The 24737-nt window shown below is 69.3% G+C and carries 29 protein-coding genes; 16 read left to right on the top strand and 13 right to left on the bottom strand.

What is annotated here, in order from left to right:
- Nucleotides 1–40 precede the first annotated feature (40 nt).
- Genes tatC through lnt form a run of 3 tightly spaced genes read left to right on the top strand, consistent with a single transcriptional unit; the run spans nucleotide 41 to nucleotide 4935 of the window.
- Nucleotides 41–802 carry a twin-arginine translocase subunit TatC gene (tatC, locus tag MRBLMI12_RS16820; RefSeq protein WP_363357644.1) on the top strand — a complete coding sequence of 254 codons (762 nt, stop codon included), beginning with the start codon at nucleotides 41–43 and terminating at the stop codon, nucleotides 800–802.
- Nucleotides 799–3321, top strand: a complete 2523-nt coding sequence (locus MRBLMI12_RS16815) for a DEAD/DEAH box helicase (protein ID WP_349427615.1) — start codon at nucleotides 799–801, stop codon at nucleotides 3319–3321. The genes tatC and MRBLMI12_RS16815 overlap by 4 nt, the downstream gene beginning before the upstream one ends.
- Before the next feature lie 48 nt (nucleotides 3322–3369).
- The gene (lnt, locus tag MRBLMI12_RS16810; RefSeq protein ID WP_363357441.1) at nucleotides 3370–4935 is read left to right on the top strand and encodes an apolipoprotein N-acyltransferase; all 1566 of its coding nucleotides are present in this window, start codon (nucleotides 3370–3372) and stop codon (nucleotides 4933–4935) included.
- Nucleotides 4936–4958: 23 nt separating this feature from the next.
- On the opposite strand, the gene MRBLMI12_RS16805 is transcribed toward lnt, so the two are convergent.
- The 4 genes from MRBLMI12_RS16805 to MRBLMI12_RS16790 all read right to left on the bottom strand — a co-directional run bounded on the left by MRBLMI12_RS16805 (nucleotide 4959) and on the right by MRBLMI12_RS16790 (nucleotide 7731).
- Nucleotides 4959–5342 carry an RNA polymerase-binding protein RbpA gene (locus MRBLMI12_RS16805; RefSeq protein ID WP_349427613.1) on the bottom strand — a complete coding sequence of 128 codons (384 nt, stop codon included), beginning with the start codon at nucleotides 5340–5342 and terminating at the stop codon, nucleotides 4959–4961.
- Between the two features lie 126 nt (nucleotides 5343–5468).
- Nucleotides 5469–6245: a glycerophosphodiester phosphodiesterase family protein gene (locus MRBLMI12_RS16800; protein WP_363357440.1), complete on the bottom strand. Its 777-nt coding sequence runs from the start codon at nucleotides 6243–6245 to the stop codon at nucleotides 5469–5471.
- Nucleotides 6242–7240, bottom strand: coding sequence for an SPFH domain-containing protein (locus MRBLMI12_RS16795; RefSeq protein WP_363357439.1), 999 nt, complete (start codon nucleotides 7238–7240; stop codon nucleotides 6242–6244). Before MRBLMI12_RS16795 ends, MRBLMI12_RS16800 begins: the two co-directional genes overlap by 4 nt.
- Nucleotides 7237–7731: an NfeD family protein gene (locus MRBLMI12_RS16790; RefSeq protein ID WP_363357438.1), complete on the bottom strand. Its 495-nt coding sequence runs from the start codon at nucleotides 7729–7731 to the stop codon at nucleotides 7237–7239. Before MRBLMI12_RS16790 ends, MRBLMI12_RS16795 begins: the two co-directional genes overlap by 4 nt.
- A 42-nt stretch (nucleotides 7732–7773) precedes the next feature.
- Between MRBLMI12_RS16790 and MRBLMI12_RS16785 the strand changes: the two genes are divergently transcribed.
- Together MRBLMI12_RS16785 and MRBLMI12_RS16780 are read left to right on the top strand one after the other, a co-directional pair.
- Nucleotides 7774–8547, top strand: coding sequence for an SDR family oxidoreductase (locus MRBLMI12_RS16785; protein ID WP_363357437.1), 774 nt, complete (start codon nucleotides 7774–7776; stop codon nucleotides 8545–8547).
- A gap of 3 nt (nucleotides 8548–8550) precedes the next feature.
- On the top strand, nucleotides 8551–10536 hold the full coding sequence (locus MRBLMI12_RS16780; protein ID WP_363357436.1) for a S9 family peptidase: 1986 nt from the start codon (nucleotides 8551–8553) through the stop codon (nucleotides 10534–10536).
- A gap of 70 nt (nucleotides 10537–10606) precedes the next feature.
- Here MRBLMI12_RS16780 and MRBLMI12_RS16775 read toward each other — a convergent pair whose 3' ends face one another.
- Nucleotides 10607–11164 (bottom strand): HdeD family acid-resistance protein, encoded by a 558-nt coding sequence (locus MRBLMI12_RS16775; protein WP_194415527.1) that lies wholly within the window; start codon nucleotides 11162–11164, stop codon nucleotides 10607–10609.
- Nucleotides 11165–11349: 185 nt separating this feature from the next.
- Between MRBLMI12_RS16775 and MRBLMI12_RS16770 the strand changes: the two genes are divergently transcribed.
- The 3 genes from MRBLMI12_RS16770 to MRBLMI12_RS16760 are packed head-to-tail and all read left to right on the top strand — an operon-like array spanning nucleotide 11350 to nucleotide 12934.
- The gene (locus tag MRBLMI12_RS16770; RefSeq protein WP_363357435.1) at nucleotides 11350–11943 is read left to right on the top strand and encodes a sulfite oxidase-like oxidoreductase; all 594 of its coding nucleotides are present in this window, start codon (nucleotides 11350–11352) and stop codon (nucleotides 11941–11943) included.
- Nucleotides 11940–12665: a ferredoxin reductase gene (locus MRBLMI12_RS16765; protein ID WP_363357434.1), complete on the top strand. Its 726-nt coding sequence runs from the start codon at nucleotides 11940–11942 to the stop codon at nucleotides 12663–12665. Before MRBLMI12_RS16770 ends, MRBLMI12_RS16765 begins: the two co-directional genes overlap by 4 nt.
- The gene (locus MRBLMI12_RS16760; RefSeq protein WP_363357433.1) at nucleotides 12665–12934 is read left to right on the top strand and encodes a DUF6510 family protein; all 270 of its coding nucleotides are present in this window, start codon (nucleotides 12665–12667) and stop codon (nucleotides 12932–12934) included. Before MRBLMI12_RS16765 ends, MRBLMI12_RS16760 begins: the two co-directional genes overlap by 1 nt.
- A gap of 18 nt (nucleotides 12935–12952) precedes the next feature.
- On the opposite strand, the gene MRBLMI12_RS16755 is transcribed toward MRBLMI12_RS16760, so the two are convergent.
- Nucleotides 12953–13873 carry an AEC family transporter gene (locus MRBLMI12_RS16755; protein ID WP_363357432.1) on the bottom strand — a complete coding sequence of 307 codons (921 nt, stop codon included), beginning with the start codon at nucleotides 13871–13873 and terminating at the stop codon, nucleotides 12953–12955.
- An 88-nt stretch (nucleotides 13874–13961) separates the two neighbouring features.
- Here MRBLMI12_RS16755 and MRBLMI12_RS16750 point away from each other — a divergent pair, with 88 nt between their 5' ends.
- Nucleotides 13962–14411 (top strand): pyridoxamine 5'-phosphate oxidase family protein, encoded by a 450-nt coding sequence (locus tag MRBLMI12_RS16750; RefSeq protein WP_363357431.1) that lies wholly within the window; start codon nucleotides 13962–13964, stop codon nucleotides 14409–14411.
- 44 nt (nucleotides 14412–14455) lie between these two features.
- Here the strand turns inward: MRBLMI12_RS16750 and MRBLMI12_RS16745 are convergent, their stop codons facing one another.
- The gene (locus MRBLMI12_RS16745; RefSeq protein ID WP_363357430.1) at nucleotides 14456–15229 is read right to left on the bottom strand and encodes a DUF899 family protein; all 774 of its coding nucleotides are present in this window, start codon (nucleotides 15227–15229) and stop codon (nucleotides 14456–14458) included.
- Between the two features lie 407 nt (nucleotides 15230–15636).
- Nucleotides 15637–16458: a helix-turn-helix domain-containing protein gene (locus tag MRBLMI12_RS16740; RefSeq protein ID WP_363357429.1), complete on the bottom strand. Its 822-nt coding sequence runs from the start codon at nucleotides 16456–16458 to the stop codon at nucleotides 15637–15639.
- A gap of 133 nt (nucleotides 16459–16591) precedes the next feature.
- Between MRBLMI12_RS16740 and MRBLMI12_RS16735 the strand changes: the two genes are divergently transcribed.
- Nucleotides 16592–16945: a nuclear transport factor 2 family protein gene (locus MRBLMI12_RS16735; protein ID WP_363357428.1), complete on the top strand. Its 354-nt coding sequence runs from the start codon at nucleotides 16592–16594 to the stop codon at nucleotides 16943–16945.
- 49 nt (nucleotides 16946–16994) lie between these two features.
- Here MRBLMI12_RS16735 and MRBLMI12_RS16730 read toward each other — a convergent pair whose 3' ends face one another.
- On the bottom strand, nucleotides 16995–17624 hold the full coding sequence (locus tag MRBLMI12_RS16730) for an HAD family hydrolase (RefSeq protein WP_363357427.1): 630 nt from the start codon (nucleotides 17622–17624) through the stop codon (nucleotides 16995–16997).
- Nucleotides 17625–17712: 88 nt separating this feature from the next.
- On the bottom strand, nucleotides 17713–18267 hold the full coding sequence (locus MRBLMI12_RS16725; protein WP_363357426.1) for a MarR family winged helix-turn-helix transcriptional regulator: 555 nt from the start codon (nucleotides 18265–18267) through the stop codon (nucleotides 17713–17715).
- Between the two features lie 2 nt (nucleotides 18268–18269).
- On the opposite strand from MRBLMI12_RS16725, the gene MRBLMI12_RS16720 reads away from it, so the two are divergent.
- Both MRBLMI12_RS16720 and MRBLMI12_RS16715 read left to right on the top strand, forming a co-directional pair.
- Nucleotides 18270–18677: a helix-turn-helix domain-containing protein gene (locus MRBLMI12_RS16720; RefSeq protein WP_363357425.1), complete on the top strand. Its 408-nt coding sequence runs from the start codon at nucleotides 18270–18272 to the stop codon at nucleotides 18675–18677.
- A 106-nt stretch (nucleotides 18678–18783) separates the two neighbouring features.
- Entirely contained in the window at nucleotides 18784–19491 is a 708-nt protein-coding gene (locus tag MRBLMI12_RS16715; protein ID WP_363357424.1) for a GNAT family N-acetyltransferase, read from the top strand.
- Nucleotides 19492–19530: 39 nt separating this feature from the next.
- Here MRBLMI12_RS16715 and MRBLMI12_RS16710 read toward each other — a convergent pair whose 3' ends face one another.
- Nucleotides 19531–19794, bottom strand: coding sequence for a DUF6458 family protein (locus MRBLMI12_RS16710; RefSeq protein WP_363357423.1), 264 nt, complete (start codon nucleotides 19792–19794; stop codon nucleotides 19531–19533).
- A 207-nt stretch (nucleotides 19795–20001) separates the two neighbouring features.
- Here MRBLMI12_RS16710 and MRBLMI12_RS16705 point away from each other — a divergent pair, with 207 nt between their 5' ends.
- The 3 genes from MRBLMI12_RS16705 (at nucleotide 20002) to MRBLMI12_RS16695 (ending at nucleotide 23196) form a co-directional block, all read left to right on the top strand.
- On the top strand, nucleotides 20002–21339 hold the full coding sequence (locus tag MRBLMI12_RS16705) for an MFS transporter (RefSeq protein WP_363357422.1): 1338 nt from the start codon (nucleotides 20002–20004) through the stop codon (nucleotides 21337–21339).
- Nucleotides 21340–21439: 100 nt separating this feature from the next.
- Entirely contained in the window at nucleotides 21440–22363 is a 924-nt protein-coding gene (locus MRBLMI12_RS16700) for a pseudouridine-5'-phosphate glycosidase (protein WP_363357421.1), read from the top strand.
- The gene (locus tag MRBLMI12_RS16695) at nucleotides 22360–23196 is read left to right on the top strand and encodes a carbohydrate kinase family protein (RefSeq protein WP_363357420.1); all 837 of its coding nucleotides are present in this window, start codon (nucleotides 22360–22362) and stop codon (nucleotides 23194–23196) included. Before MRBLMI12_RS16700 ends, MRBLMI12_RS16695 begins: the two co-directional genes overlap by 4 nt.
- Before the next feature lie 16 nt (nucleotides 23197–23212).
- On the opposite strand, the gene MRBLMI12_RS16690 is transcribed toward MRBLMI12_RS16695, so the two are convergent.
- Nucleotides 23213–23659 (bottom strand): SRPBCC family protein, encoded by a 447-nt coding sequence (locus tag MRBLMI12_RS16690; RefSeq protein ID WP_349427593.1) that lies wholly within the window; start codon nucleotides 23657–23659, stop codon nucleotides 23213–23215.
- A complete protein-coding gene (locus MRBLMI12_RS16685; protein WP_363357419.1) occupies nucleotides 23652–24041 on the bottom strand; it encodes an ArsR/SmtB family transcription factor in 390 nt (129 codons plus the stop codon). The genes MRBLMI12_RS16690 and MRBLMI12_RS16685 overlap by 8 nt, the downstream gene beginning before the upstream one ends.
- Before the next feature lie 88 nt (nucleotides 24042–24129).
- On the opposite strand from MRBLMI12_RS16685, the gene MRBLMI12_RS16680 reads away from it, so the two are divergent.
- On the top strand, nucleotides 24130–24699 hold the full coding sequence (locus MRBLMI12_RS16680) for a dihydrofolate reductase family protein (RefSeq protein WP_363357418.1): 570 nt from the start codon (nucleotides 24130–24132) through the stop codon (nucleotides 24697–24699).
- The last annotated feature ends 38 nt before the right edge of the window (nucleotides 24700–24737 follow it).

Below are 24737 nucleotides of genomic sequence, written 5' to 3'. Positions count from 1 at the left end.
GCGCATCGAGGAGCCCGAGCAGCCTCGGCGCGATAAGCGGATGTCCCTCGGCGGGCATCTGCGCGAACTGCGGAAGCGATTCTTCATCGCGGCGGCCGGTCTCGTCGTCGGCATGGTGGTCGCGTTCCTCATCAGCGGCTGGGTGATCGATCTGCTCTCGCAGCCGATCGTGGAGATCGCGGGGGAGCGGGGCGACCAGTACATCGCCCTGAACTTCACGACCGTCTCGAGCGGCTTCGATCTGCACATGCGCATCGCCTTTGCGATCGGCCTTCTCATCTCGGCGCCGGTGTGGCTGTGGCAGATCTGGGCGTTCATCATGCCCGGGCTCACGCGCAAGGAGGTCCAGTACACCATCGGCTTCCTGGCCGCGGCGATCCCGCTCTTCATGGCGGGCCTCTACGTCGGCTGGCTGATCATGCCGCACATGGTCGTGCTGATGTCGAACTTCGTGCCGAACGACCAGGGCATCGCGCAGTTCTACGACTACGCCACGTACTACGACTTCGTCTTCAAGCTGCTGCTCGTGATCGGCGTGTCCTTCGTGACTCCAGTGTTCCTCGTCGCCCTCAACCTCGCGGGCGTGGTGTCGGGCCGCGACATCCTCAAGGGCTGGCGCGTCGCGATCATCATCATCACCGTCTTCGCCGCCGCGGCGACTCCCGCCGCCGATGTCACCTCGATGCTGCTTCTCGCGGGGATCCTGTGCGTGCTGTACTTCGCCGCGGTCGGGCTGTCCATGCTGTTCGACCGCCGCAAGGCGAAGCGCGCGGCCACGCTCCTCCCGCCCGAGGCGCCGTGAGCGACCCCGCTCCTGCCGAGCGCTATGCACGAGCGAGCGAGACCGCTCGGCTCGATCGCACCCACCCCCTCACCGCCGCGTTCGCGGCGTCCCAGCGATTCACCCTCGACCCGTTCCAGATCGAGGGATGCCGCTCGCTCGAGGACGGCCGGAGCGTCCTGGTCGCCGCGCCCACCGGCGCGGGCAAGACGATCGTCGGCGAGTTCGCCGTGCATCTGGCGATGCAGACGCCCGGCGACAAGGCGTTCTACACGACGCCGATGAAGGCGCTGTCGAACCAGAAGTTCCGGGAGCTCCAGGACGTCTACGGCGCCGATGAGGTCGGTCTTCTCACCGGCGACACGAACATCAACGGCAACGCGCGCATCGTCGTCATGACGACCGAGGTGCTGCGCAACATGCTCTATGCCGACTCTCCGGCGCTGCGCGGCCTCCGGTACGTGGTGATGGACGAGGTGCACTACCTCGCCGACCGGTTCCGCGGCGCCGTATGGGAAGAGGTCATCATCCACCTCGCGCCCAGCGTGCGACTGGTGTCGCTGTCGGCGACGGTGTCGAACGCCGAGGAGTTCGGCGACTGGCTCGACACCGTGCGCGGCGACACCGAGGTGATCGTCTCCGAGACCCGCCCGGTGCCCCTCGAACAGCACGTGCTGGTGCGGGGGGACCTCCTGCCCCTGTTCGACGACCGCGCCGGCATCGCGACGGCGCAGGTCAACCAGGAGCTCATGCGCATCCGGTCGTTCAAGGGGCCGAACTTCGAGAACAACAGGCGCGCGCAGCAGCTGCGCAGCGGCGACCGCGGTGAACGCGCTCACTACGCGGGCGGCGGGTACGAGGCATCCCGCCGTCGTCCGAGCCGGGGCGGGACGCGACCGGTGCGCTCGGCGAACGTGCAGCGCATCGAGCGCCTCGATCGCCCGGACGTCGTCGAGCTGCTGTCGCGGGCGAACCTGCTGCCGGCGATCTTCTTCATCTTCAGCCGCGTGGGCTGCGACGCAGCCGTGCAGCAGGTCCGGCGTGCCGGCGTGCGCCTGACGTCGCACGAGGAACGACGCGAGATCCGCGCCGTGATCGAAGAGCGCACCCGCACCCTTCTCGAGGAGGATCTCGCCGTCCTGGGCTTCTGGGAGTGGCGCGAGAACCTCGAGCGGGGTGTCGCCTCCCACCATGCGGGTCTGCTGCCGGCCTTCAAAGAGGTGGTCGAGGAGCTCTTCCAGCGCAAGCTCGTGAAGGTGGTGTTCGCGACCGAGACTCTCGCACTCGGCATCAACATGCCCGCCCGCACCGTGGTCCTCGAGAAGCTCGAGAAGTTCAACGGCGAGGCGCGCGTCGCGATCACGTCGGGGGAGTACACGCAACTCACCGGGCGGGCGGGGCGTCGCGGCATCGACGTCGAGGGCCACGCCGTGATCCAGTGGACCGAGGCGCTCGACCCGCAGGCGGTCGCCGCCCTGGCGTCGCGGCGCACGTATCCGCTGAACTCCAGCTTCCGACCGACCTACAACATGGCCGTCAACCTCATCGACCAGTTCGGCCGGGCGCGGGCGCGCGAGATCCTCGAGTCGTCGTTCGCCCAGTTCCAGGCCGACCGCGCGGTGGTGGGCCTTGCCCGCCAGGTCCGCGAGCAGGAGGAATCGCTCGCGGGATACGAGAAGGCGATGACGTGCGACCGGGGCGACTTCGCGGAGTACTCGGGCATCCGCCGCGAGCTGAGCGATCTCGAGAAGGTGAACCGCAAGGATGTCAGCGCCGCGCGGCGCACGCGCGACGAGCGGCAGCGCCAGATCTCGAGTCTGCGCAAGCGCATGCAGCGGCATCCGTGTCATCAGTGCCCCGACCGCGAGCACCACGCCCGCTGGGCCGAGCGCTACTGGAAGCTCAAGCGCGAGATCGACAAGATGCGGCGCCAGATCGACACCCGCACCGGAACAGTGGCGCGGATCTTCGACCGCGTCGTCGACGTGCTGGGGGCACTCGAGTACGTGGCGATCGCCGACGACGGAGTCACGACGCTCACTCCTGCCGGACGCACGATGCGGCGCATCTACGGGGAGCGCGACCTGCTGGTCGCCGAGTCGCTGCGCCGCGGGATCTGGAAGGACCTGGATGCCGCGTCCCTCGCCGCTCTCGCCTGCTCGCTGGTCTACGAGCCGCGCCGCGACGACGCCGGGCCGGGGGAGCGCGGACTCCCGCGCGGAGCGTTCCGGTCCGCCTTCGAGGCGACGACGTCGCTGTGGCAGGAGCTCGACGATCTCGAGCGCGAGCACCGGCTCCCAGGATCCGAGCCCGTCTCTGCGGGCCTGGCGCAGGCGATGCACACGTGGGCGCGCGGCGGCATGCTCGATCGCGTGCTGACCGAGGCCGATATGGCGGCGGGCGACTTCGTCCGCTGGGCGAAGCAGACGATCGACCTGCTCGACCAGCTGTCGATCGTCGCCGACCAGCCGATAGCCGGCACCGCCCGCAAGGCGCTGGATGCCGTCCGCCGCGGCATCGTCGCCTATTCGGCCGTCTGACCCCGCGGCCGAAGAGCATCGTCGTCCCGCTCGCCTAGGGTGGAATCCGTGCCACCCGACGCGCCGTCCCGCCCACCGCTGCCGCGCCCGCTCCTGCCCCTGTGGGCGGCGGTCATCGCGGCGGCCGTCGGTGGACTCGCCCTCACGACGGCCTTCCCGGCGCTGGCGTGGTGGCCGATGGTGTTCGTCGCGATCCCGCTGACACTGATCAGCCTCATCGGCCGGCGGGTCTGGGGCGCCGTCCTGGTCGGGCTGGTCTTCGGACTGGCGTTCTTCCTGGTGAACGTGTCGTTCACTGCGCGGTATCTCGGCCCTGTTCCGTGGATCGCTCTTGCGACCCTCGAGGCGCTCCTCACGGCGGTGACGGCCGTGCCGATCGCCCTGGCCTACCGGTGGCTCCCGCGCGTGCGGACGGGCGCCTGGGCGCGCCTGGTGGCCCTCCCCGCCATCGTGGCCGCCCTGTGGGTGCTGCGTGAGCAGCTGCTCGGCACGTGGCCGTACGGAGGGTTCCCGTGGGGCCGTGTCGGCATCTCGCAGGCCGACAGCCCGCTTGCGAGCGTCGCGTCCTGGGTGGGCGTCGCGGGGCTGTCGTTCTTCGTCGTCATGGTGTGCGCGAGTGCGGTCGAGTGGGCGCGGATGCGCCGGTACCGCGACCTCCGCACGGCTCTCCCTGTCGCCGTCGTGGCGATCCTGCTGTTCGCGCTGCCGCAGTTCCCGACGACGGACGCCGGCACCATGCGCGTCGGGGCGGTCCAGGGCAACGGACCGGCGGGCTACTTCGACGAGCGCGGCCGGAACGACGTGCTGAACGCCCAGCTGCAGGCCACGGCTCCGCTGTTGGGCGAGGATCTCGACGTGCTGCTGTGGCCGGAGGGCGGCGTCGACTCCGATCCGACGGCGAATGCGAGCACCGCCGCGACGCTGGCTGCGCTGGCGGGTCGGCTCGATGCGCCACTCGTCGTCGCGGCGGTCACGCAGCGCGGTGACGAGTACTTCAACTCATCCCTGCTGTGGGAGCAGGATTCCGAGAATCCGGTCGACGTGTACGACAAGCGGCATCCCGTGCCGTTCGGCGAATACGTCCCCGATCGCTGGCTCTACCGGCTGTTCGCGCCGGACCTCATCGATCTCGTGCAGCGGGAGTACACGCAGGGCGGCTCCCGCCCGTTCTTCGACGTGGACGGCGTCGGCGTCGGCCTGGCGATCTGCTTCGACGTCATCTACGACGACGTGATCTGGGACGGCGCGCAGGACGGCGCCGAGATCTACATGTTCCAGACGAACAACGCGGACTTCCGCGGCACCGACGAGAATCTCCAGCAGCTCGCCTTCGCCCGCATGCGCGCGGTCGAGACGGGACGCTCGGTCGTCAACATCTCGACGGTCGGGACGAGCCAGATCATCGCCCCCGACGGGTCGGAGATCGCCGGGATCCCCGCGGACACCGCCGGCCACATGCTGGAGGACGTGCCGCTGCGCACCGGGCTCACGCCCGCTGTCACCTTCGGGGGTGCGATCCAGCTGCTGCTCGTATGGGGCGGAGTGATCGCCCTCGTCTGCCTGGGCGTGCTCGGCCGCCTGCGCCCGGGGAACGCGAAAACGCCGGCCCCGTAGGGCCGGCGTCGCGCGGATGCGGGTCAGGCGCTGAGCTTGTCCGCCGTGACGCTCTCACCGGCTCCGCGGCGGGCGCGGATGTAGGCGAGACGCTCCTCCAGGAGCTCTTCGAGCTCCGGAAGGGTGCGGCGCTCCAGGAGCATGTCCCAGTGGCTGCGCGGGGTCTTGTCGCCCGAGTGATCGACGGTCGCGGTGCCGTCGCCCACCCGCAGCAGCGCCTCGGCACCGCACGTGCGGCACTCCCAGGCGGGCGGAACCTCGGCGTCAACCGCGAAGGTCAAAGTCGTGTCACGTCCACACGACGTGCACGTGTAGATGTGTTGTGCGCGCTCATGGAACACGACGCCCTCTTCGCTCTGTAGGCTCTGGGCGCCGAGTCGGATGCCGCGCAGACTGCGGTCTGCCATTTTGTGGTCCTCTCGTCGCTGTACAGGTATAACGAAGTGACCTGTGCGGATCATCCGAAGGAGCCCTGTTCATCGACCTTTCACAGTGGATGCACAGCGGGACTCGCGGTCGGTCACATGGGCGTGCTATGTCAGTGCGGAGAGCGCGACGTCGGCGCGATCGGTGACGATGCCGTCGACGCCCATCGAGACGAGACGCCTCATGTCGTCGGGCTCGTTCACCGTCCATACGTGGACCTCGACATCGTGCCGGTGCGCGGCGGCGACGAGCCGAGGCGTGACGATGCGGAGGCGCCCCTGACGTTCGGGCACCTGCAGGGCGTCGATGCCCGCCAGCGCCCGGGCCACCAGCCGGTCCGACCGTGACGCCACGGCGGTCAGCACGCGCCCGATGGTGCTGCGGCCCGCAGACGTCGCAGGGCGAACGCCTCGGCCCATCGCCGCGGCGGCATCGAGGGCGGCACGCCGCCGCGCGTCGGAGAAGCTGGTCAGCAGGACGCGATCGCCGAAGGACGCGACCGTCCTGCCGACGGCGGACGCGGCAGCCGTCGCCTTCACGTCGAGGTTGAACCTGGTCGCTGGGAACGCGTCCAGCGCCTGGGCGAGCGTGATGAGCCCGCCGCGACCTTTCATGAGATCTTCGAGCTCGCGCACGGGGACGTCGGCGACCTTGCGAGGGTCACCGGTGACGCGCGACAGATCGTCGTCGTGGAACAGCACCACCACGCCGTCCGCAGTGAGGTGGCAGTCCGACTCGACGTAGTGCGCCCCGGCGGAGTGGGCAGCGGCCACCGCGGCGAAGGAGTTCTCCACCATGCCGCCGCGGGCGGCATCCGATGTCACGAGCCCGCGGTGCGCGAGGATGCGCGGCGTCGCGACGCCGCTGAACCACGGGTGGGTCACGGGGTGGGCGGGGTGACTGCGGGCGGCGGGCCGCCGAGTGCGGCGCCGCCTGAGGCGGTGCCCGTGCTCTGCGCGCGACCCTTGGCCGCGGCATCCGTCATCACACCGGCGAACGAGCCGGTCAGACCTTTGAGCGCCTCGGTGAACTCGCTCGGGATGATCCAGAGCTTGCTCGATGCGCTGTCGGCGATCTTGGGGAGCGTCTGCAGATACTGGTACGCCAGCAGCTTGTCGTCGGGGTTGCCGGAGTGGATCGCGTCGAACACGGTCTGGATCGCCTCGGCCTCGCCCTGCGCCCGCAGCACCGCGGCCTGCTTGTCGCCTTCGGCCTTGAGGATCTCGGCCTGCCGACGGCCCTCTGCCTCGAGGATCTGAGACTGCTTCGAACCCTCGGCGGTCAGGATCGTCGCGCGACGCTCGCGCTCGGCGCGCATCTGCTTCTCCATCGAGTCCTGGATCGAGTGCGGCGGGTCGATGGCCTTCAGCTCGACACGAGAGACGCGGATGCCCCACTTGCCGGTGGCCTCGTCGAGCACCACGCGCAGCTGACCGTTGATGTTGTCGCGGCTGGTGAGCGCCTCTTCGAGGTTCAGCCCGCCGACCACGTTGCGGAGGGTGGTCGTGGTCAGCTGCTCGACCGCACCGAGGTAGTTCGCGATCTCGTACGTGGCGGCACGCGCGTCGGTGACCTGGAAGTACACGACCGTGTCGATCGAGACCACCAGGTTGTCCTCGGTGATCACGGGCTGCGGCGGGAATGAGACGACCTGCTCGCGCATGTCGATGAGCGGACGCAGCCGGTCGATGAAGGGGACCAGCAGGTTCAGTCCCGGCATGAGGGTCTTGTGGTAGCGGCCCAGGCGCTCGACGATGCCGGCATTCGCCTGCGGGATGATCCGGATCGAGCGGAAGATCACGACCAGCACGAAGATGAAGACCGCGATCGCGAGGATCCAGCCGATCGCGGTCGGGATGGCCGAGCTGATGTCGTTCATGCGAGCGGGTCCTCAGATGCCGGGGGCAGGGGAGTGGGGGAGTCGGAGCGGACCACCGCGGTCGCGCCGTCGATGCGGCTCACGCGCACCGGCGTGCCCGGGTCGAGGTCGCCGGATTCGGTCCGGGCGGTCCAGATGTCGCCGTTGGCGAGCTTGACCTGCCCGGCGTGGGCGCCCACCGACGAGACGACGGTGCCGCGCAGCCCGATGAGGGCGTCGACGTTGGAGGGCGTCGGGTCTTCGCCGCGGCGCAGGCGGCGCAGCAAAGGTGGCCGCAGGACCAGCACGAGGATCGCGGCGACGGCGGCGGCGATGATCACCTGAAGCCAGATCGGGGCGCCGAGCAGGTCCGTCATCAGACCGGCCAGACCGCCGATGCTGAGCATCAGGAAGGTGAAATCGAGAGTGAGCATCTCGATCACGAGGAACACCAGGATCAGCACCAGCCAGCCGATCCACGCCCACTGTTCGACGGTCTCGATGAGCTCCACGGTGCGCCTCCTCAGCTCGAACCTAGCAGGTAGGGTCTACACGTGACTGAGACATCCACCCCGCTTCCCGAGAGTTCCCTGAGCGGCAAGACCGCACTCGTGACGGGCTCGTCGCGCGGCATCGGCGCCGACACCGCGCGCTACCTCGCACAGGCCGGCGCGAACGTCGTCATCAACTACCGCAACAAGGCTCCGAGGGCCGAGAAACTCGCGACTCAGCTGCGTGAACTCGGGGTTCAGGTGCTCGTCGTCGGGGCGGATCTCACCGACTCGGCATCCGTCCAGGCGATGTTCGACGAGGTCGCCCGCACGTTCGGAGCACTCGACATCCTCGTGCTCAACGCTTCGGGCGGCATGGAGTCCGGCATGGCCGAGGACTACGCGCTGCTGCTCAACCGCGACGCGCAGGTGAGCGTGCTCGAGACCGCCCTGCCGCTTCTCGGTGAAGGCTCGCGGGTCGTGTTCGTCACGAGCCACCAGGCCCACTTCATCCGGACGACGCCGACGATGCCCGAGTACGAGCCGGTCGCCCTCTCCAAGCGCGCCGGCGAGGACGCGCTGCGCGAGCGGATCCCTGCGCTGACCGAGCGCGGTGTCGAGTTCGTGGTCGTCTCGGGCGACATGATCGAGGGCACCATCACCGCGACACTGCTCGAGCGTGCGAACCCGGGCGCGATCGCCGCCCGCCGCGAGGACGCCGGCAAGCTCTACAACGTCTCCGAGTTCGCGGCCGAGGTCGCCCTCGCCGCGCTCGAGCCGGTGCCCGCCGACAACACGCGTCTGGTCGGCGACGTCTCGTCGTTCGGGACGGACTGATCGATGCGGGCTCAGGACATCGAGACCCTCATCTCCGTCGGACGCCCCGAGATCGCCGCTGACGGCTCGTTCGCCGTCTTCGCGTCCTCGCGCCCCGACATCGCCGCGAACCGGGCCGTCGGCCAGCTCTGGCGCGTCGACCTTCCCGACGGCGCCCCGCGCCGCCTCACGCGCGGCGTCGCCGACGGCTCTCCGAAGCTCTCGCCCGACGACTCCCGCATCGCCTTCGTGCGCGCCGACGCCAAGGGCAAGGCGCAGGTCCACGTCGTGGCGGCGGGCGGCGGCGAGCCGGTGCAGGCCACCGACGCAACGTTGGGCGTCGAGGACTTCGCGTGGTCGCCCGACGGCGCCACGATCGCCTACCTCGCGCGCGTGCCCGAGAAGGGCCGCTACGGCAGCGTGGAGGGGCTGGATGCCGCGGCCGAGGCGCCGCGTCACATCACGGGCATCCGCTGGCACGCGAACGGTCTCGGCTACATCGGCGACCGGCCCGCGCACGTCTTCGTGATCGCGGCCCCGGAGCCGGATTCCGAGCCGTTCTACGAGCCCGCCGCGGCCGTGCGCCCCGACGATGCGACGCCGCCGAAGCAGATCGTCGTGGCCGCAGAGGCGCGTGCACTGACCGAAGGCGCGGCGTCCCACGGCGGCCTGGCGTTCACCGCCGACGGCCGCGAGGTGCTGACCGTCCCCGACGACATCGAGGCGGACCGCCGCGACCTGCGCAACCGCCTCCTGGCGATCTCCGTCGACGGCTCGGGTGAGCGTGAGCTGCTGTCAGCCGACGCCGGTCTCTCGCTGTCGGGGCTGGACGTCGCCGACGACGGCACCATCGCACTGCTCGCCAACGAGGTCGGCGACGGCGTCGACTTCGTCGCACCGGCCGTCGGCCTGTGGCTGCTGGAAGAGGGCGGTCCGGTCCGGATCACGGATGCCGAGACGATCGACCTCGGTGAGGCCGGCAGCCACATCACGGCGGTCGGCGACGGATTCCTGGTGCAGGACCGCACACGTGGCCGCGTGCGGCTGATCCGCGTCGGCCGCGACGGCGCCCTCTCCGAGGTCCTCGGCGGCGACGTCGAAGTGACCGGTCACGCCGCCGCAGGTGACCACGTCGTCGCCGCCGTGGTGCGCCCCGACTCGTTCGGCGAGCTCGTGCTCGTCGAGGCCGGCGCCGCCCGCACCTTGACCGCGTTCGGAGCGCCTGCCGCGGCATCCGGCATCGCCCTTCCGCGCGAGCTGACCGTGGCGGGTCGCGATGGCTACCCGGTGCACGGCTGGATCGCCGCACCCGAGGGTGAAGGACCGTTCCCGGTCATCCTGCAGATCCACGGCGGACCGTTCGCGTCGTACGGGGTGCACCTGTTCGACGAGACGCAGGTGCTCGTGGATGCCGGCTATGCGGTGGTCTACTCGAACCCCCGCGGCTCGGCGGGCTATGGACGAGCGCACGGTCGCAGCATCCGCCAGCAGATGGGCACCGTCGACTTCGCCGACGTCATCGACTTCCTCGACGGAGCCATCGCCGACGACGCACGCCTGGACGGCGAGCGGGTCGGCGTGATGGGCGGCTCGTACGGCGGCTACCTCACCGCCTGGGTCATCGCGCACGACCACCGCTTCGCCGGCGCGATCGTGGAGCGCGGCTTCCTCGAGCCGCTGTCATTCCAGGGGACGAGCGACATCGGCTCGTTCTTCGGCGACGAGTACGTCGGGATCTCGGCCGACGACATCGCGCGACAGAGCCCGATGGCGGTCGTCGGCCAGGTGAAGACGCCGACGCTCGTGATGCACTCGGAACTCGACTTCCGCTGCCCGCTCGAGCAGGCGACACGGTACTACTCGGCGCTCAAGCGCCAGGGCACCGAAGCCGAGCTGCTGGTGTTCCCCGGCGAGAACCACGAGCTCACGCGCTCGGGACGGCCGCGCCACCGCATCGAGCGTTTCGATGCCGTGCTCGACTGGTGGCGCCGGCACCTGCCGGTCGACTGACCAAGGTCGTACAGACGACACCGGCCCCGGGAGCGATCGCTCCCGGGGCCGGTGTCTGATCGGGCTCGGATCAGATGTCGCCCTTGAAGGTGAAGGCGCGGACGATGTTGATGATGCCGAGGACGATGAGCGAGATGCCCAGGATCCACCAGAGCACGATGACGCCCCAGATCGGCGAGAACAGCACGATGATGCCCGCGATGATGCTCAGGATGGCGAAGAAGATCGACCAGCCCTTCGAGGCGGCGTCACCGAGCGTCGACAGCGCGACGATGCCTTCGACGATCCACATGATTCCGATGAGGATGCCGAGGAACAGCGCGAGCCACGCGGTCGTCTGGCCGATGTTGAACAGCGCCACGACGCCGGCGATGATGAACAGGATGCCGAGGGCGATGTGGCCGACACGCGCCCACCCGCCCTTCGTCTTCGAGAAGATCCCGAGACCGGCGTAGACGAGCCCGGCGGCGATCGCGTAGATCGCGATGATGACGGTGACCACGGCGGCGGTCTTTCCCGGCCAGACCAGGATCAGGATGCCGACGATGAGTGCGAGGACGCCGCCGACGCCGAGCGCCGTGCGGATCCCGTTGACGGCCGACTTCTCGGCTTCGGATGCAGTGGACATGGGGGCCTTTCTGAGAGTTCCCTGTACGTGGTGCGGCTAAAGCTTAGACCCCTTGTCGAACATGCAGGCGACCGTGAACGTGTGTTGCCGGATGCCCATCGCCCCGACGGGCCGCGCCGCGCTACCGTGGGCGGAGCGTATCCGTGATCATGCGCGTCCGTTCGGAGCGCAGGAGGAGGGTTTCGATGGCCGTCGTCTCGAGGGGTTTCGGAGCACGGCGTCGCGAAAGCGATCCGCGACTGCCGCCCGGCCAGTACCTGACCGAGGACTTCCCCGTGCTGTCGGCGGGGCCCACGCCCCGCATCGACCTGGGTGAGTGGCGGTTCGGCATCCGCACCGAGGGGGGTGCGGAGACCTCCTGGACGTGGGACGAGTTCCAGGCGCTGCCCATCGAGGACGTCGACACCGACATCCACTGCGTCACGCGCTGGTCGAAGCTCGGCACGTCGTGGCGGGGCGTGTCCCTGGACACCCTGCTCGACGAGGTCGAGACGGATGCGGCCTACGCCATGGCGCACTCGTACGGCGGCTACACGACGAACATCCCGCTCGACGAGCTGCGCGAAGGCCGGGCGTGGGTCGCGTTCGAGTTCGACGGCGAACCGCTCGACCCCGAGCACGGCGGACCGGCGCGACTGCTCGTGCCGCACCTCTACTTCTGGAAGAGCGCGAAGTGGGTGCGCGGACTCACGCTGATGGACGACGACGAACCCGGCTTCTGGGAGCAGAACGGCTACAACATGCACGGTGACCCCTGGACCGAGGAGCGATATTGGTGACGGTGGGAGGCTGGCAGCCGGCTCGTGTGGTCGAGGCCGTCGGTGCGACGCCGTCCGCGCGCCTGCTGCATCTCCAGGTTCCCGGTTGGCCCGGGAACGACGCCGGACAGCATGTCGACATCCGGCTCACGGCCGAGGACGGCTATCAGGCCGTGCGGTCGTACTCGATCGGCTCGTACGGACCCGGCGAGACCATCGAGCTCGCCGTGGACGAGATCCCCGACGGAGAGGTGTCGCCCTACCTCGTGCGCGACGTGCGGCCCGGCGACGAGCTCGAGGTCAAGGGTCCGCTCGGCGGCTACTTCGTCTGGCGGCCCGGGGGAGCGGAGCCGGTGCAGCTGATCGCGGGCGGCTCGGGCATCGTGCCGCTGATGGCGATCGTACGGGCGGCGACGGATGCCGGAGCCGCGGCATCCATCCGGCTCCTGTATTCGGTGCGCACGGCGGAAGACGCGATATATCGCGACGAGCTGGAGCGTCAGTCGAGCAACGGGGGAGTGGGCCTCACCTGGAGGTACACGCGCGGCGCACCCGGCGGCTGGCAGGGACGCGTGGGACGTGTCGACGATGACGTGCTCCGTGCCGCCACGTGGGAGCCGGGTCGGGAGCCGATCGTCTACGTGTGCGGCCCGACGGGTTTCGTCGAGCACGTCGCGGACGCGCTCGTCGGGCTGGGGCATCCGCCTGCCCGGATCAGGACCGAACGTTTCGGAGGTGCGTGATGCGCGCGGAGATCGCGACCAGCACGGTCGACGGCAATGCGGCCGCAGGGCTGCTGTGGGACGTATTCGAGGCCGACGTCACGGCTCTGATCGCGGTATGCGGCGGATGTCGGGAAGGCGCCCCGGTCGCCGAGGCGATCGTCGAGATCGATGAGGCGGCGGCGATTGTGCGCTGCCGCACCTGCACGCACACGCTGTTCACCGTGCTCCGGCACGAGGGCGGGGTGCGGCTCGTCGTGGGAACCCTGCACGAGTTCGTCCGCCCCTGACACAGCGAGCAGCGCGCGCTAACCCAGCAGCAGCGTCACGAGGATGAGGACGGGGACGCAGCCGATCGTCGTCAGGAAGACGGTGTCGCGCGAGATCGTCTCGCCCACGTCGTAGCGCTGCGAGTAGTTGAACACGTTCTGCGCTGTCGGCAGGGCGGCGAGCACCGTGACGACCAGTACGTCGTGCGCGGAGAGGCCGAAGACGAACTCCGCCACGGCCCAGGCGATGACCGGCATCGCCACGAGCTTCAGGGTGCTGGCGAGCACGATGTCGCGCCGGCGGCCCGAGGGCGCCAGCACGCGCTGCCCGTGCAGCGAGATGCCGTAGGCGATCAGGAGGATCGGCACGCACGCGTTCGCGATGAGCACCGCGGGCTCCATCACGATCGGCGGCAGCTCGATGCCCGAGACCGAGACGAGGGTGCCGAGCACCGAGCCGAGCACGATCGGGTTCGTGGCCACGCGCGCGATGGCGCGCCACAGCGACGCGCGGGCGGTGGTGACGGCATCCAGGATCGCCATCGTGATCGGGGTGAACACGAGGAGCTGCATCAGGATCACCGGCGCCGGATATGCGGCGCTGCCGAGCAGGTACAGCGAGAGCGGGATGCCGATGTTGTTGGAGTTCACCTGGCCGGCGCTCAGTGCGCCGATCACGGTCTCGCCGATCGAGCGCCGCCAGGCGATGCGCGCAATGAAGGCGTGCGCGAGGATCACTGCCACGGCGGCGATCGCCGACACGGGCAGCAGCGCCGAGAAGAGGGTCTGCACATCCGCCTGCGCCAGCACGACGAACAGCAGGAAAGGTGAGAGCACGAAGAACGTCAGCCGCGCGAGCACCGGCCGCGCGTGCTCGCCGAGGAGGTCGATGCGGCCCAGGATCCACCCGACGAGGATCGCCACGCCCACCACGACGAACCCGGTGAGCGACTCCAGCATGGTCCGAGCCTAGGAAATCGTTCTCTCGGGTGCCAATCGCGCGTCGCCGTCTGACAGACTGGCACGCGCCGAACCAAGGGAGCCATGGATGCCTGAACCCCGTGACCGCGCGACGCGCAAGGTCGATCTGCTCACCGCGCTGACAGCGCCGGCAGCCGATGTCTGGGTGGCGACCGCGTCGCCCGAGGCGGCGGCGCACCTCGTTCCGCTGTCGCTCGCGTGGATCGACGACCGTGCGGTCATCGCGCTCGAGGAGCGTTCGGTGACGGCCCGCAACATCGCGGCATCAGGGATAGCTCGCCTGGCGATCGGACCCACCCGCGACGTCGCGATGATCGACGCCGTACTCGAGCGGTCGGCGGGTGTCGACGACGACGAGTCGCTGGGCGGCGCGTACGCGGCACAGGCCGACTGGGATCCGCGCGGACTCGCCGGATACGTGTTCCTCATTCTGCGACCGACGCGCATCCAGGCGTGGCGCGAGTCGAACGAGCTGGCCGGACGCGTCCTCATGCGGGACGGTGCCTGGGTGGTCTGAGCGGGACCTCGGCGGCGGATGGTCCTCGGGCATCCCACCGGATGTCAGTGGTGATGAGCGTGCTCCGGGGAGCTCTCCGCCGCCTCGCCGAGATCGTCGCCGTGGCCGGCGCGGATACGGGGCCACTGCGCCGTCGGACGGCCCTTGAGACTCATCTGCTGTCCGCGTGTGTCGAACTGCTTCGGCCAGCCGGCGGGGGAGTCCTCCCAGAACTCCTGCCTGCCGTACACGGTGAGGTCCATCAGCGCGTATGACGGTGCCATGCGCTCGTTGCCGCGACCGGTCGTCCAGTACGTCTCGTAGACGCGGTCGCCGTCGCGCAGGTAGCAGACCAGCATCCCGAACTCCCGGCCGGCGACCAATCGGTCGAGCGACTCCACGGGCACGGCGTACCAGGGCATCGTCCAGCCCATGAAGTCCCGGTAGCGCGAGCTCGCCTCGTAGGGGCCCTCGCAGAACGTCGCGTAAGTGATGTCGCGCGAGTTCAGGTACGACAACTCGTTCATGTGGCTGGTCGAGAACGTGCACCCGACGCACTGCCCGGCCGCAGGCTTCCCGTCATGCCACATGTGGAAGTACGCGATCACCTGGGAACGCCCCTCGAAGACCTCGATGAGCGGGATCGGACCATCGGCGCCGATCACCGGCGTCGTCGGATCGACCTCGACCATCGGCAGCCGGCGACGTTCTGCAGCGAGTTCGTCACCGGCGCGCGTGTGCGCCTTTTCTTTTACAAGCAGGCCATCGAGTCGGCTCTGCCACTCGGCGCGGTCGGTGGTCTCCGGCAGCGGCCGGGCGCCGGAAGAGGTTTCTGTCATGGCCTATCTCTAGTGCCGGGCCGGAAGGGGCGCAATGGGCTGGACTTCCTTCATGCGCCGATAATGCACATTATGTCAGTTCGAGTTCGTACTACCCGCGAGAACCGCGATCGCTGCAGAAACGGATGTCGCTCGCACCCTCTCCCTGAAATGGCGTTGACCGGGTCTTCTTCGGGACCGACCGCGCCATCGTGCGTCGCGGCGTCGGGGCAACACCTGCCCAGAGATGCGGTGCGTGCGCTGCGAAGCCGAGGCAGAACCCGTCCGCGGCAGCGCATGCGCCCGCTGCGTCGTCACCGAAGACCTCGAGTCTCTTCTCGAACCGACCACTCCCCCGGCTCCGCACCAGCACCTGCGACCGCCAACACGATCGGCCGAAAACGGCGCGGGATGCGCGCCCGACGGCATCACAAGGGATCCGCGCGCGCTTGTCGCCCTTCGGTCGTCGGGGTGCCACCGTGTTCGAGGTGTCTGGCGGTCGCTTCGTCGGCCGGGTAGAAGGCCTCGATACGAAGTTCGTCGACGGTCACGTCGAGGGCTGATTCGACCGCGGCCGAGATGCTGAAGAAGCTCAGGTCGCCTGGTTGCATTGAAAGTATGAGTGGGATCACTACATCGCCCGCGCCGGGGGTGCCGGTCGCTTCGCCGGGGTACGCAGTCACTTCGTCGGCGAGCGAGCGCAGGCGCGCGTCGCCTGTGCGCTGAGCCCGAGCCGAGACCTGACCGATCAGATGTGCGCGCCATTGACCGAGGTTGCGGATGCGTGGAGCGAGTCCTTCGGGGTGCAGCGAAAGCCGCACGGCGTTGACCGGAGGATCGAGCAGGTGACCGGAACAGCCCTCGAGCAGAAAGTCGGTGGCGGAGTTGCGATCGACGATGTCCCACCACCTGTCGAGCACGAGGGCGGGGTTCGGCAGATGCGCGTCGAGGATCCGACCGAGCGCCGCGCTCACCGCGAGGAGCTCGGGTGCGTCGAGGGTGCGTTCGGGATGCTGCGGGGCGAAGCCCGCGGACAGCAGCAGATGATTCCGCTCCCGCAGCGGTACGTCGAGGTGCGTCGCGAGTCGGTCGATCATCTCGCGGGTGGGACTGGACTTCCCGGTCTCGACGAAGCTGAGGTGCCGCGTGGAGACCTCTGCTCGCGACGCCAGATCAAGCTGGCTGAGTCGGCGCCGCTCCCGCCATCCGCGGAGCAGGGTTCCCACGTCGGCGTCACGCAAAGCGGTCATGGTTCCCGACTCTAGCGACGCTTGTGGTTGATACCGATGACGTCCGAGGTAATCGACTTGCTGACGTGCGAACGCGGACGATGGGCATCAACGCCGCGGCACGAGGTCGCGCAACGCACCGGAAGGACGCCCGATGAACACCCCAGTCGAACGCTACCTCGCAACCTGGAACGCGGCAGATGATGCCACCCGCTCGCAACTGCTCGGTGAGCACTGGTCGGAGTCTGCTTGGTACATCGACCCCCTCGCGGAGGCCGCGGGCCGCGAAGCCATAGGGGCCACGATCGCGGCTGTGCGCTGTCAGTTTCCTGGCTTCGTCTTCTCGCTTGTCGGTGCACCCGACGCGCATCATCATCAGGTCCGGTTCCAGTGGGGGCTCGGGCCCGTCGATGCCGAGCCTGTGGTCATCGGGTTCGACGTCGTCAAGACCGATGATGCCGGCCGAATCGAGCAGGTGCTCGGCTTCCTTGACCGGGTACCGAGCTAGGGGCTGCCGGGCGGGTCGCCGGCCCGGTGGGCCGCCCGGCGGTCAACATCTAGGCAACGAACCGGAGGATGCGGGCTGCTGCATCCGCTAGTTCGGGAAAGTGCTGGTGCGCGCCGCTCGGAGGGATTCTGCTGTTCACGCTCCAGACGGTCATTCCCGCGGTCAGGCCGGCAGTGACTCCGGAGAGTGAGTCTTCGATGACGAGGCACCGAGCGGGGCTGACCCGCAGCTCGGCTGCTGCTGCGAGGTACGGCTCAGGGTCGGGCTTCCCGCGCGTCGTGGATTCAGCGTCCACGATCACCGGCGGAATCGGCAGCTGCAACCGCCGGAAACGGCCCTCCACCCGTCGGCGAAGGTTGGAAGTTACCAGTGCCCATCGGCCGATCTCGAGCTCTCTCAGCAACCGTTCTGCGCCCGCGAACGCTCGGTAGTCCCCCTTGAGAACATCGTCATCCTCGAGTCGCTGGAACTCTTCGAGCGCAGCCGCGCGGTCCCGATGCGGGAGGAATCGGGCGACCGTCTCGGCGGGACGCGTTCGCAGGGCGAGCGCGTAGACCTGTTCGCGGTCCAGGCCGAACCGATCGGCCCACTGCGCCCAAATGAGCCGCTGATTGTCAACCGCATCCACGAGCGTACCGTCGACGTCAAAGAGCACTGCGGTGTCGTCCGATTCGGGCATACCGACCAACTGTAACGGGGCGCGAAAGCCTGAGCTGAAGGCGAGCCAGCATCGCGTGAGCGCTTCGAGCTTCCATCACAGCATCGCTTCACGTGGTCACCCCTGTTGCGGGGTCTGCGAGGTCGCCTGCGATCCGGGCGGCGACTACCTCGCAAGAGGGCTGCAGCTTCCTGAGCAGCGCGACCAGCATCTCCCACTCTTCGCCGGACAGTGGCGCGACGACGTCCCGCTGTGCAGCTGCCAGTGCTTCCTCCAGCTGCGGCAGCAGCTCTCGGCCCGTATCGGTCAGGTTGACGATGTTGCGGCGCCCGTCTGTCGGATCCGGCCCACGTCGGACCAGCTGACGGGCCGACAGGTTGTCCAGTGCGACAGCGACGTCCTTGCGGTCGAGATCGAGATGGCGACCGATCTCGACCTGGCTCACTCCCCCATGCTCGTCGAGCACCGCCAGGGTGCGGTAGTGCACGGGCCGCAGCTCGAAAGGCGAGAAGGCGCGCTGCAGGATCTCCTGCGCGCGCGCGTTCGCTCGGCTGAGCAGCCAGGTGGGCAGGTCGACGACTCGAGTCAGCACGCGATCCAGCATAAGAGTTGTTGGGATGGCCAACAATGGATATCGTTGGGCAACCCAACGAAAGAGGATCATTCATGACGCCTTTCGGACCACAGCTGCTGGGCGAGACGGAAAAGGCCCTCGGCGCCGTGCTCGCCCGCGTCCTCGACAGCACCGGCCTCACCGAACAGCAATGGGTCACCCTCCGGCTGGCCGGCCAGAACGACGGGCGGATCGAACTGGTCGGGCTCCTCGTCGATCGGGCGCATTTCGCCGACGCCGAGCCGATCGTGGCTTCGCTCACCGCCCGGGGGCTCATCACCGGCGAGCGTCTCTCCCCGGCTGGGCAGAGCCTGCTCGATGATCTCCGGGCCCGTGTCGACTCGGCCGCGGCGCCGATCTGGCGCGACCTTCCGGCGAGCGACGTGGCGGCGGCAGAGCGGCTGCTCAACACCGTGGCGGGCAGGGCGCGCAGCGTTCTCGCCGATTGGCCGTCCTCGTGACGACCGGCGGACTGCGCCGCGTCGACCCCAAACCTTGGTGGTGACGCTGTGGGCCGACTGCGAGCTGACGAGGTCGTCAGTGGGCGCCGTCTGGCAGACTTCCGGGATGCCGCACTCCGACGTCCTCACCCGTCTCTGGCCCGCCTCAGCCGTTCGCGTGAGTGCCGGCGACCTCGAGCTGAGCTGGATCGATGACGACCTCCTGCTCGAGCTCGCCGACCTGGCCGGGCGCGGCATCCATGATCCCGAGGCGATGCCGTTCGAGCACCCGTGGTCGCGTGGCTCGGCCGACGAGGTCGCGCGCAGCGTGCTCGCCTACCAATGGGGAATCCGCAATCGGATCTCGCCGGAGGCCTTCGTCCTCGAACTGGCCGTCCTGCACGACGGGGTGCCCGTGGGGATCCAGGGGCTCACCGCCAAGGAGTGGCCGGTGCTGCGGAGCGTCACGACGGGATCGTGGCTCGGCCGCGCCCACCAGGGACGCGGCATCGGCACCCGGATGCGGATGCTGGCGCTGCACCTGGCCTTCGAGGGTCTCGATGCGCGAGAGGCGATGTCGGGGGCGTTCGCCGACAACGGTGCCTCGAACGCGGTCTCCAAGCGTGTGGGTTACGACCGGGATGGCGCGTTCCACGTGGCCCGTGAAGGCGCCGCCGTCGTTCACAATCGCTATGTCATGTCGCGCGAGCGATGGGAGTCCGTTCGGTCGGACCACACCGAGCGCCTGGGCGCCGCTGTCGAGCTTCACGGGTTAGAGGGCCTCCGGGCACAGCTGGAGCCCGTCCCACCCGGCGCGGGGGCCGGACAGCACTGACCGCGGGCGCGCCATCGCGCCCGCGGTCAGGCGTGTCCGTCAGAGTCCGGCTGCGTCGTCCGTCGTGCTCGTGCTCTGGCGGGTCACACGCTCGTTGACGGTCGGGTCGACCGCCGTGTGCGTGACGGACTCCGACCGGCGGCGGCGCGCCAGCAGAACGATGCCGACGATGAAGATGACGGCTCCGGCACCCATGAGGATGTAGCCGATCATGTCGAGATTCACCCACTCGACTTCGACGTTCACCGCGAACGCGAGGATCGCGCCGATGGCGAAGAGGGCGATGCCTGCTCCGATACTCATGCGAGGTGTCCTTTCCGGGGCGCGGCGATCAGCCCTCCCCTAGCTCGGGACGCGTTGTCCCACACCTACGCTGGCGCATCGGCGCGTGACGGAAGAGGGGGTTGACAGACGACGCATGCGTCCCCTGGTGTGACAGCGGTTCCGCGTGCGCTGTCCGAGCTGCTCGGTCACGATCGCGGCATCCGCGGCGGTGACTACTGTGGAATGGTGCACAGTCTGTCCCGTCCCCGAGCGACGGGGCCGGGACTGCGAGCCTGGGCGATCTGGACGGTCGGGGTCGCCGCGTACGTCCTCGCGATCACCAACCGCTCGTCACTGAGCGCGGTCGGCGTCGACGCGGCCGCCCGCTTCGACGCCGACGCGGCCACCCTGTCACTGTTCGCTGTCGTGCAGCTGGCGGTCTACGGCGGCATGCAGATCCCCATCGGGGTGCTGCTGGACCGTTATGGCGCGCGCCCGATCATGACGGTGGGGATGCTGCTGATGGCGGTGGGCCAGCTCACCATGGCCATCTCCCCCAGCGTCGGGGTCGCGATCCTGGCGCGCATGCTGCTGGGCGCCGGCGACGCCGCGATCTTCCCCGGCGTGCTGCGTCTCATCGCCACCTGGTTCCCCGCCCAGCGAGGACCCATCATGGTGCAGCTCACCGGCATCGTCGGGCAGTCCGGCCAGCTGGTCGCGCTGATCCCCCTCGCCGCGCTGCTGCACGCCACGTCGTGGACGATCACGTTCGGCAGCATCGCCGGTCTCGGCGTGCTGTTCGCGATCCTCGTGTTCCTCCTCATCCGCAATCACCCGCCCGACCGCGACGAGGACGTGTCGGTCGACACCGACACCGGTGCGATACGGGTCGTGACATCGTCCGTCGACACCGGGGTCGGCATCCGTGCCGCCTGGGCTCACCCGGGCACGCGACTCGCGTTCTGGTCGCACTTCACGACTCCGTTCGCCGGCACCGCGTTCGTGCTGCTGTGGGGCATGCCGTTCCTCACCGCGGGCGAAGGGCGCACGACGGCAGAGGCCGCCTCGATCATGTCGCTGTACGTGGTGGTGGGCATGGCGCTGGGACCGATCATGGGTGAGATCTCGCGGCGGGTGCCGCACCTGCGCTCGCGCGCCCTCGTTCTTCCGACGGTGGCTGTGCAGGCCGTCGCCTGGCTCGCGGTGATCGCCTATCCGGGACCGGCGCCGCTCTGGCTGCTGCTCGCCTTGGCGGTCGCGTTGGCCACCGGTGGCCCCGCCTCCATGATCGCGTTCGACCACGCGCGCACCCACAACCCATCGCATCGCCTCAGCACCGCCACAGGTGTGACGAACGCGGGCGGCTTCCTCGCCGCTCTGCTGGCGATCCTGCTCATCGGCCTCGCGCTCGACCTGCAGGGCGCCGGCACGCCGGCGACCTATAACCTCGACGCCTTCCGGATCGCCTTCCTGATGCAGGTGCCGCTGTGGCTCCTCGGCGGCACGTTCATCGTGATCGAGCGCAAGCGCACCCGTATCCGGCTCGGGCTGGAGCCGCCCCGCGCGCCGCGTCGTCGGCGCTGACCGCTTCTGGCGCGATGTCGAACAGAACGTCTCGGCGAGTCGCGGCGTCAGATCGGTACTGTGACCTTATCCGGGTCCGCAGCTGGTCCGGATCGAAAGGATGCCCGTGTCCGCTCCCCTCTTCATCGCCGCAGAGGTCCGGGAGGCTATCGCGGCCGGTGAGCCGGTTCTCGCGCTCGAGTCCACGATCTTCACGCACGGGCTTCCCCGCCCGCGGAACCTGGACGTCGCCCTCGAAGCGGAAGCGCGTGTGCGCGCGTTCGGCGTCGTGCCGGCGACCATCGGGGTGGTGGACGGCCGCCCCACCGTGGGGCTGTCCCCCGACGAGATCGAGCAGCTCTCGACCGCGGACGACGTGGTCAAGGCGAGCGTCCGCGACATCCCCGTCGTCGCCGTGAAGGGGCTGAGCGCCGGCACCACGGTTGCGGCGACCGGATACCTCGCGGCTCGCGCCGGTCTGCGCGTCTTCGCGACGGGGGGCCTCGGCGGCGTCCACCGCGGTGCCCCGCAGACCTTCGACGAGTCCGCGGATCTGCTGACCCTGGCTGGCCTGCCGCTCGTGGTCGTCAGCGCAGGCGTCAAGTCGATCCTCGACATCCCGCTCACACTCGAGCGGCTCGAGACGCTCAACCTCGCCGTCGTCGGCTACCGCACCACCGACTATCCCGGCTTCTACATCGCCGACTCGGGGCACGACATCGAGTACTCGGTCGACTCCCCCGCCGAGATCGCGGCCATCGCGCGCGTGCGCGACGGCCTCGGCATCTCGTCCACGCTGCTCGTCGCCAACCCTGTCGCCGCCGAGCGCCAGCTGGATCCGGCCCTGCACGACGATGTGCTCGCGCGCGCGCTCTCCGCCGCGAATGCGAGCGGCGTCTCCGGCCACGACACGACGCCGTTCCTGCTCGACTTCCTCCAGCGCGAGACCGGTGGTCGCAGCCTCGACGTCAACGTGGAGGTGTACCGAGGCAACGTGGGTCTCGGTGCGCGCATCGCACTGGCCCTCGCGGACACCACCGGATGATCGTGGTGATCGGCGACCTCGTCGCCGACCTGATCGTGCTGGGCGGGGCGGCGCTCGAGCGCGGCACCGACAATCCTGCCGAGGTGCGCCTCACGCGAGGAGGCAGCGCCGCCAACGTCGCCGCTGCCGCGGCGCCGCGGCATCAGTCGCGTTTCATCGGCTGCGTGGGAGACGACACGCTCGGGCACGCGCTCGTCGGCGAGCTCGTGGCCGCGGACGTCGACGTCAAGGTGCAGCGCGGGGGCCGTACCGGCTCGATCGTCGTTCTCGTCGACGCCGCCGGCGAGCGCACGATGATCACCGACCGTGGTGCGGCGGCGGAGCTCGGCCCGGTCGATCCCGCGTGGACGGCCGGCGCCGAGTGGGTTCATCTGCCGCTGTACGGCTTCGCATCGCCACGCTCTCGAGACGCGGTGACGGATGCCGCGACGCGCGCCGCTGCCGATGGCGCCCGCGTCAGTCTCGATCTGTCGAGCGTGGCGACGCTGCGGGATCTCGGCAGTGCGGAGCTGAGACGCATTCTCGCGCAGGTCCGCCCCGATGTCGTCTTCGCCAACGAGGATGAGGCACGCCTGACGGCCGGACTCGGTGTCGAGCCGGAGGGTGTGTACGTGGTGAAGCGCGGCGCCCGACCGGTGCTCGTCCGCGTGGACGGGCAGTCGCATTCTGTGGCCGTCGAGCGAGCCGATGACGTGCTGGACTCCACCGGAGCCGGGGATGCCTTCGCGGCAGGCTACATCGTCGCGGCGCTCAGCGGCGCCGACGCATGCGAGAGCGCCCGGGCGGGCAGCGCGCTCGCGATGAGCGCACTGCGCCGTCCGGGCGCACTCTGATCCGGGCGCTGTGGCCTCAGACGCTCTGGAGCTGCGCCAGCACGTCCTCGATGTCGTCGATGAACGCGTTGTAGCCGGCGATGGTGGCAGCGACCTGCTCGTCCGAGAAGTCGCTGCGGTCCTGACGGATGGTCAGCACGGTGCCGTCGCCTGTCTCCTCCAGGTCGAACAGCACGGGCAGTCCGGCGTCGTCGCCCGGCTGGTCGGTGAGCGTCATCGCCAGGTGCGAGGGCGGTTCGACCACCTGGTACTCCCCCGCCCAATCGATCCGGTTGCCGTCCGGCAGCAGCATGACCGCACGGAAGGCGCCGCCCGGGCGCACGTCCATCGTCAAAGTGTCCTGCGGCACCTCGACGGCCGCCGTGCCGAACCATACGGCGAAGTGCTCGGGCTTCGTCAGCGTCTCGAACACGAGCTCGCGCGGCGCCTGCAGTGTGCGCGTGACGGTGAAGTACTCAGTCATTGTCGTTCTCCTTCTCGGTGGGTGCGGCGTCGCCGCCTGTCGGGGTGTCGGTACGGGTGCCCAGCTGCTGCAGGGCGTTGAGATAGTGATCGAGGGCGCCCAGGCTGTCTTCCCAGAACTGCGCGTAGCCGCCGATCCAATCGGATGCCGCCGCCAGCGGACGTGCGTCGAGCCGAGCCGGCCGGTACTGGGCGTTGCGGCCCCGCGTGACCAGCCCCGCTCCCTCCAGCACACGCAGGTGCTTCGACACGGCGGCGAAAGTCATGTCGAACGGTGCGGCGAGCTCCCCCACCGTCGCCTCGCCTTCGCTCAGCCGGGCGAGGATCGCCCGACGGGTCGGATCGGCGAGCGCCGAGAACGTCAGGCTCAGTGCGTCCGTCATCTCGCCTCCTTGTTCAACTAATCAGTACAATACCGAACGGTTGAATACGCGTCAACACTCTGTCCGACGTGGCGAGTACGGTGACGGCATGCCCCGAGTGATCTTCTACACCGCCACTACGCTCAACGGCTTCCTCGCCGACGATCAGGACTCGCTCGAGTGGCTCTTCGCCGCACCGGGCGGCGAAGGCGGTGATGACGACTTCCAGCGCTTCCTCTCGGGCATCGGCGTGCTCGTGCAGGGCTCGTCGACCTACCGCTGGGTGCTGGAGCACGAGGACCTCGTGGCACACCCCGAGAAATGGCCGTCGTACTACGGCAGCCGGCCGACATGGGTGTTCTCCCGCAAGGAGCAGCCGGTGGTGCCGGGCGTCGACATCCGTTTCGCCTCCGGAGAGGTCCGCGACGTCTGGCCGGCGATCCGCGAGGCGGCGGGTGAGCTTGATGTCTGGGTCGTGGGCGGCGGCGATCTCGCCGGCCAGTTCGCCGACGCGGGCCTGCTCGACGAGATCCGGGTCTCCGTCGCGCCGGCGACCCTGTCTTCGGGCAAGCCGCTGTTTCCCCGCAACCTGCGCCCGGACCGCCTCGAATTGACGTCGGTGCGCCAGGCCGGTGCCTTCGCCGAGCTGACCTACGCGGTGACCGGCAAGGCGGCCTGAGCAAGGGGCACTGTGCAGAGCCCGCCGCACTGGTGAGT

It is taken from the genome of Microbacterium sp. LMI12-1-1.1, from assembly GCF_040676455.1.
In the GTDB taxonomy this organism is placed as follows: Bacteria; Actinomycetota; Actinomycetes; order Actinomycetales; family Microbacteriaceae; genus Microbacterium.
Note: the sequence above shows the minus strand (reverse complement) of the source record. Positions and strands in the feature narration are given on the sequence as shown.

Excerpts from the sequence above, each read along its gene's own strand:
- MRBLMI12_RS16775 (WP_194415527.1), bottom strand. The coding sequence starts at position 11,164 with ATGTCCACTGCATCCGAAGCCGAGAAGTCGGCCGTCAACGGGATCCGC.
- MRBLMI12_RS16780 (WP_363357436.1), top strand. The coding sequence starts at position 8,551 with ATGCGGGCTCAGGACATCGAGACCCTCATCTCCGTCGGACGCCCCGAG.
- MRBLMI12_RS16760 (WP_363357433.1), top strand. The coding sequence starts at position 12,665 with ATGCGCGCGGAGATCGCGACCAGCACGGTCGACGGCAATGCGGCCGCA.
- MRBLMI12_RS16735 (WP_363357428.1), top strand. The coding sequence starts at position 16,592 with ATGAACACCCCAGTCGAACGCTACCTCGCAACCTGGAACGCGGCAGAT.
- MRBLMI12_RS16730 (WP_363357427.1), bottom strand. The coding sequence starts at position 17,624 with ATGCCCGAATCGGACGACACCGCAGTGCTCTTTGACGTCGACGGTACG.
- MRBLMI12_RS16695 (WP_363357420.1), top strand. The coding sequence starts at position 22,360 with ATGATCGTGGTGATCGGCGACCTCGTCGCCGACCTGATCGTGCTGGGC.
- tatC (WP_363357644.1), top strand. The coding sequence starts at position 41 with ATGTCCCTCGGCGGGCATCTGCGCGAACTGCGGAAGCGATTCTTCATC.
- MRBLMI12_RS16680 (WP_363357418.1), top strand. The coding sequence starts at position 24,130 with ATGCCCCGAGTGATCTTCTACACCGCCACTACGCTCAACGGCTTCCTC.
- MRBLMI12_RS16745 (WP_363357430.1), bottom strand. The coding sequence starts at position 15,229 with ATGACAGAAACCTCTTCCGGCGCCCGGCCGCTGCCGGAGACCACCGAC.
- MRBLMI12_RS16805 (WP_349427613.1), bottom strand. The coding sequence starts at position 5,342 with ATGGCAGACCGCAGTCTGCGCGGCATCCGACTCGGCGCCCAGAGCCTA.
- MRBLMI12_RS16685 (WP_363357419.1), bottom strand. The coding sequence starts at position 24,041 with ATGACGGACGCACTGAGCCTGACGTTCTCGGCGCTCGCCGATCCGACC.
- MRBLMI12_RS16795 (WP_363357439.1), bottom strand. The coding sequence starts at position 7,240 with ATGAACGACATCAGCTCGGCCATCCCGACCGCGATCGGCTGGATCCTC.
- MRBLMI12_RS16725 (WP_363357426.1), bottom strand. The coding sequence starts at position 18,267 with ATGATCCTCTTTCGTTGGGTTGCCCAACGATATCCATTGTTGGCCATC.
- MRBLMI12_RS16720 (WP_363357425.1), top strand. The coding sequence starts at position 18,270 with ATGACGCCTTTCGGACCACAGCTGCTGGGCGAGACGGAAAAGGCCCTC.
- MRBLMI12_RS16710 (WP_363357423.1), bottom strand. The coding sequence starts at position 19,794 with ATGAGTATCGGAGCAGGCATCGCCCTCTTCGCCATCGGCGCGATCCTC.
- MRBLMI12_RS16755 (WP_363357432.1), bottom strand. The coding sequence starts at position 13,873 with ATGCTGGAGTCGCTCACCGGGTTCGTCGTGGTGGGCGTGGCGATCCTC.
- MRBLMI12_RS16750 (WP_363357431.1), top strand. The coding sequence starts at position 13,962 with ATGCCTGAACCCCGTGACCGCGCGACGCGCAAGGTCGATCTGCTCACC.
- MRBLMI12_RS16770 (WP_363357435.1), top strand. The coding sequence starts at position 11,350 with ATGGCCGTCGTCTCGAGGGGTTTCGGAGCACGGCGTCGCGAAAGCGAT.
- MRBLMI12_RS16740 (WP_363357429.1), bottom strand. The coding sequence starts at position 16,458 with ATGACCGCTTTGCGTGACGCCGACGTGGGAACCCTGCTCCGCGGATGG.
- MRBLMI12_RS16700 (WP_363357421.1), top strand. The coding sequence starts at position 21,440 with ATGCCCGTGTCCGCTCCCCTCTTCATCGCCGCAGAGGTCCGGGAGGCT.
- MRBLMI12_RS16690 (WP_349427593.1), bottom strand. The coding sequence starts at position 23,659 with ATGACTGAGTACTTCACCGTCACGCGCACACTGCAGGCGCCGCGCGAG.
- MRBLMI12_RS16715 (WP_363357424.1), top strand. The coding sequence starts at position 18,784 with ATGCCGCACTCCGACGTCCTCACCCGTCTCTGGCCCGCCTCAGCCGTT.